The following is a 5,002-nucleotide window of genomic DNA, read 5'->3' as shown; positions in this document are numbered from 1 at the left end:
GGGCCCTCTCAGTTGCGCTGCGGTCGGCGGGCGGTCACGCCCGAGGACGTCAGCCGACGAACGCGTCGAGCTCCTTGAGCAGCAGGCTCTTGGGCTTGGCGCCGATGATCGACTGCACGATCTCGCCGTTCTGGTAGACGTTGAGCGTCGGGATCGAGGTCACGCGGTACGACGCGGGCGTCTGAGGGTTCTCGTCGACGTTCATCTTGACGATGGTGATCTTGTCACCGTGCTCTGCGGCGATCTCCTCGAGGATCGGGGAGACCTGGCGGCACGGCCCGCACCACTCAGCCCAGAAGTCGACGAGCACGGGCTTGTCGGAGCCCAGGACGGTGGTCTGGAACTCGGCGTCGGTGACGGCCTGGATGTTGCCCACAGTGGCTACCCCTTCGGTTGGCGGTACGGCGTCCATCAATGTGTCTTCTGCAACACCCGGGGGTGTCGCGGGATTCCGAGCACCTGATCGGGCGATCAGCTGGTCACGAGATCGGCGTGCTCGAGGTCTGCGATGTAGCGCTCGGCGTCGAGGGCGGCCGAGCAGCCGGTGCCGGCAGCGGTGATCGCCTGCCGGTAGGTGTGGTCGACGAGGTCACCCGAGGCGAAGACTCCGGGGACGTTGGTGCGGGTCGACCCGGGCTGCACGAGGACGTACCCCTCGGCGTCGAGGTCGACCTGACCCTTGAGGAGCTCCGACCGCGGGTCGTGACCGACCGCGATGAACAGGCCGGTCGCCGGAAGGAAGCGCTCCTCGCCCGTCACGGTGTCCTCGAGGACGACGCCCTCGAGCGACAGCTCCCCTCGGATCTCCTTGACCCGCGAGTTCCAGGCGAACTCGATCTTGTCGTTCTTGAACGCCCGCTCCTGCATGATCTTGCTTGCGCGCAGCTCCTCGCGGCGGTGGACGAGGGTGACCTTGTCGGCGAAGCGGGTCAGGAAGGTGGCCTCCTCGACAGCGGAGTCACCGCCGCCCACGACCACGATCTCCTGCTTGCGGAAGAAGAAGCCGTCACAGGTCGCACACCAGCTGACGCCGCGGCCGGACAGCCGGTCCTCCCCGTCGACGCCCAGCTTGCGGTAGCCGGAGCCCATGGCGAGGATGACCGCCCGGGCATGGTGCTCGCTGGTCGCGGTACGGACGATCTTGACCGCGCCCGTCAGGTCGACCTCGACGACGTCGTCGGCCACCAGCTCGGCGCCGAAACGCTCAGACTGCTGGCGGAGGTTGTCCATCAACGCCGGACCCTCGATGCCCTCGGGGAAGCCCGGGAAGTTCTCGACGTCGGTCGTGTTCATGAGGGCACCACCGGCCGTGACGGACCCTTCGAAGACCAACGGCGCGAGGTTCGCGCGTGCGGTGTAGATCGCTGCCGTGTAACCGGCAGGACCCGAGCCGATGATGATCACGTTGCGTACGTCAGTGGACATGCTCCGCCTTCGGTGTCAAGAACAGTACGGTTTGGGGCCGTACCCTCACAACGCATCCTAGGTCCGGACCATTCCTGGACGACGACGCGGCCGTCCGGGGCGCCGCGGCTACTCCAGCCCTTGGACGGTGAGCTCCGAGACGGCACCCTCGTAGATGTCCGACTCGCGTTCGGGGAGCCGTGTGAGCCAGATCAGGAGGTAGCGGGTCGAGACCGCCTGCGAGAGGGACACGGATGCGCCGCTGGGCGCGTCGGAGTAGCCACCGATGCGCTCCATCTGCCCGGTCCCGGTGGGAGGACGCTTGCGGCCAGGTGCGGCATAGACACGGAACGAGGTGGGCGACGCGCCGAAGTCGACCTGGATCGCCGTGACGTCACGGAAGCGGCCGAGGTCGACGAGCAGCCCGACACCGTCCTTGAGCCCACCGAGGTCGTTGCGCCGGTAGTACTCACGGGTGGTCCACGCGGTCGAGGAATCGCCGTCGACCGCGAGCTCCGCCTGGCCGGGGTTCTCGTCGCCGTCGCCGTCGGGCGGCGGATCGAACGAGACCACGTCCTTCACGCCGAAGTCCACGATCGAGCGGCTGACCTCGGGGACCTCCCCGCTGCCGCTCGGAGACTGCGCGGACGGCGCCGAGACACGACCCAGGATGAACGTCACCGCAGCGGCCAGGACCACCATGACGACCAGCGCGAGCCAGATGAGCTTGCGCTCGCCCTTCGCCGAGCGTCGAACCTTCGAGAACCCGCGTTCCATCGGCGTCGGCGGGGTGGGTGCGAAAGCAGCCGGACGAGGCTTCGGCGGGTTGACCGCCGGCGGGGGCTCGGAGAGCGCGGAGCGTACGGGGTCGTGACGGTACAGATCCGGCGAGGAGGCGCCGGTCGCCTCGGGATCGGCCGGATCGTCGTCGCCGGTCATGGCCAGCTCGAGCGCGACGTCACGAGCGGTCCGCAGCGGTGGTCGGTGGTGGCGAGGAGGCCGACCGAGGATCCTGTCGCACACGGTGTCGACGTCGTGCGACACGCCGGCACGGACCTGCCGCGGCCGCAGGAGCCGACCGTGCTCGCGTGGTGCGGGAGCGAGCAGCTCGTCCTCACCCGGGTAGCGACCGGTGAGGCAGGCGTAGAGGATCTTGCCCAGCGCCTCGACGTCGAGCTGCTCGGCGTAGCCGACGTCGGCGTCGTCGACGTCGTGGTGAGCCGACCGGAGTGCGTGGTCGGTCGAGAGACCGATGATGCGGATGCCGCCGTTGTCCTTCAGCAGCACCGTCGCTGGGCGGAGGTGACGGTGGTAGACGCCGGCCTCGTGGGCGTCGGCGAAGGCGTCGGCGAGCTCAAGAACCACGTGGGTCGAACGCGCGTTGGTGAGCGTGGAGGGCCCGAGGACGTGGTCGAGAGAGACGGCGCGCGCCCACTCGCGGATCAGGTAGGTATGGCCGTGGTCACCCTCGACGATGTCCAGCACCCGCAGGAAGCGCGGGTCCGAGACTGCGGTCGAGCGCCCTGCGGCGATGACGAAGGCCGTGGCGCGCCGGTCGTCGGCCCGGACCGCCTGGATGCCGACGGCGCGGTCGAGGACAGTGTCGTAGGCCTTCCACGTCACCGCACCCCCCGACTCCTTGATGAGGTCGTCGAGGCGGTAGCGCCCAGACAGCAGGAGGCCCGAGCTGAGTGCCGCGGTCTGGTCCACACCTCATGTTATCCGGGGAGCAGCCGGTCGTCCGTCAGCGGCGCAGAACCGTTCGGACGACCGCCGTGACCTCACGGATCCGCAGCAGCCACGCCAGCGCGAGATAGACGCCGGCCCCGATCCCGCCGACGCCGACCAGCGCCAGGAGCGCGTCGATCTTGCCCACGCTGTCCAGGCCGAGCGGCTCCAGGAGGAAGGCGGACAGCATCAGCATGACCGCCATCGTCACGACGCAGGCGGCCACGAGCCGCAGGAGGTAGACGAGCGAGGGTACGTCGAGGACGGGCCCGATGCGCGTCGACAAGACGGTGATGGACAGCAGTGAACCCACCAGGTACGCCCCCCCGTACGCCACCGCGAGCGTGGGCGCGATCGCGCTGGGCTCCACCTGGGACGCGAGCGTGACCGCGAGCCCGATGTTGACCGTCGCCAGCACGATCTGGATGAAGAACGGCGTGCGGGTGTCCTCGAGCGCGTAGAAGCCGCGAAGGCTCATGTAGTGCAGCGAGAAGAAGATGATCGCCGGGGCGAACGCGGCGATCGTGGTGCTGATCGTCTCGGTGTTGCCCTCCATCGAGCCCCAGGAGCCGACAACGGTGCCGAGCGGTCCGGAGAGCGCGAAGACGGCGACGGCGATCGGCGCGAGGAGTGCCAGCACCGATCGGATGTTGTTCTGGACCTCGTTCCTCATCTGGCGCAGGTCGCCCTCGGCGGCGAGCCGTGAGATGAGCGGCATGGTCGCGGTGACGAGCGAGACGGTGATCACCCCGTGCGGGACCTGGGTGATGAGGAAGGCGCTCGCGTAGACCGTCGTCCCCGCGGGATCAGGGTTGCCGTCGGTGATCGCGAGGAGGCCGGCGCTGGTGCCGATGCGGGTGATGACCACGAACATCACCTGGTTGACCAGGATGAAGCCGAGCGTCCACGCGCCGAGCTTGAGCGTGTGGCCCAGCCCGACCCCACGGAAGTCGAACCGCGGACGGTAGTGGAAGCCGGCGGCTCGCAGGTAGGGGAGCAGCACGAGGGCCTGGGCCGCGATCCCGACCGTCGAGCCGACGCCGAGCAGCAGCTCCTGCGGTCCGGTGAAACCGCCCGAGCCGTTGCTCTCGCCGTACAGCACGATGTAGGTGACGAGGATGGCGCAGGAGATCAGGTTGTTGACGATCGGCGCCCACATCATCGGCCCGAAGCGGCCCCGGGAGTTGAGGATCTGGCCGACGAGGACGAAGGCGCCGTAGAAGAAGATCTGCGGGAGGCAGTAGCGCATCAACGCGTACGCCGACGACAGCGCGTCCTCGTTGCCGGGGTCGAACAGGCGGCTGTCGAAGACGACCCTCACGAGCAGAGGCGCCGCGATGACGAGCACGACGGTCGAGATGCCGAGGACGAGCAGGCCGAGCGTGATGATCCGCTGGGCGTACGCCTCGCCGCCATCGCTGTCGTTCTTCATCGCCCGCACCAGCTGCGGGACCAGGACGACGTTGAACACGCCCCCCGCGAGCAGGACGTAGAGCGCGTTGGGGATCGTGTTGGCGCCGGTGAAGATGTCGGCGTTCAGGCTCGCGCCGATCGCGGCGAAGATCAGCGCAGACCGGACGAATCCCGACAGCCGGGAGACGAGGGTGCCCGCGGCCATCAGGACGCTGGCCGACAGCAGACCGGTCGACGTACGGCGCACGGCCTCGGCGACGGCGTCGCTCGTCTCGTCGACCTCCTCGGTCGCCTCGACCGCCTCGGCGGCGAGGGGGGCCTCGCGAGCGGTGACAAGGGCGACGGGGGTGACGCGGCGCTTCTCGCGACGGGCGCGGCGGTGCTTGCTCATGCGTCCGGCTCCCGCGCCGGGCGTGTCGGGACGGTGGCGGTCTCGGACGGAGTCTCAGGAGTCCCG

At 69.0% G+C, this 5,002-nt stretch carries 4 protein-coding genes; all 4 read right to left on the bottom strand.

Going from position 1 to position 5,002, the window contains the following annotated elements; genetic code table 11:
• Positions 1–49: 49 nt before the first annotated feature.
• Positions 50–412, bottom strand: a complete 363-nt coding sequence (gene trxA, locus PV363_RS15845; RefSeq protein ID WP_220342748.1) for a thioredoxin — start codon at positions 410–412, stop codon at positions 50–52.
• A 59-nt stretch (positions 413–471) separates the two neighbouring features.
• Complete coding sequence (gene trxB, locus PV363_RS15840; protein WP_220342747.1) at positions 472–1,425, bottom strand: thioredoxin-disulfide reductase; 954 nt, start codon at positions 1,423–1,425, stop codon at positions 472–474.
• Between the two features lie 108 nt (positions 1,426–1,533).
• Positions 1,534–3,114: a protein kinase family protein gene (locus tag PV363_RS15835; protein WP_220345683.1), complete on the bottom strand. Its 1,581-nt coding sequence runs from the start codon at positions 3,112–3,114 to the stop codon at positions 1,534–1,536.
• 34 nt (positions 3,115–3,148) lie between these two features.
• Complete coding sequence (murJ, locus tag PV363_RS15830; protein WP_220342745.1) at positions 3,149–4,936, bottom strand: murein biosynthesis integral membrane protein MurJ; 1,788 nt, start codon at positions 4,934–4,936, stop codon at positions 3,149–3,151.
• Between the last annotated feature and the right edge of the window lie 66 nt (positions 4,937–5,002).

Source organism: Mumia sp. (assembly GCF_028803055.1).
Lineage (GTDB): Bacteria > Actinomycetota > Actinomycetes > Propionibacteriales > Nocardioidaceae > Mumia.
This window is presented reverse-complemented; position numbering and strand designations above follow the sequence as displayed.

Excerpts from the sequence above, each read along its gene's own strand:
- trxA (WP_220342748.1), bottom strand. The coding sequence starts at position 412 with ATGGACGCCGTACCGCCAACCGAAGGGGTAGCCACTGTGGGCAACATC.
- trxB (WP_220342747.1), bottom strand. The coding sequence starts at position 1,425 with ATGTCCACTGACGTACGCAACGTGATCATCATCGGCTCGGGTCCTGCC.
- murJ (WP_220342745.1), bottom strand. The coding sequence starts at position 4,936 with ATGAGCAAGCACCGCCGCGCCCGTCGCGAGAAGCGCCGCGTCACCCCC.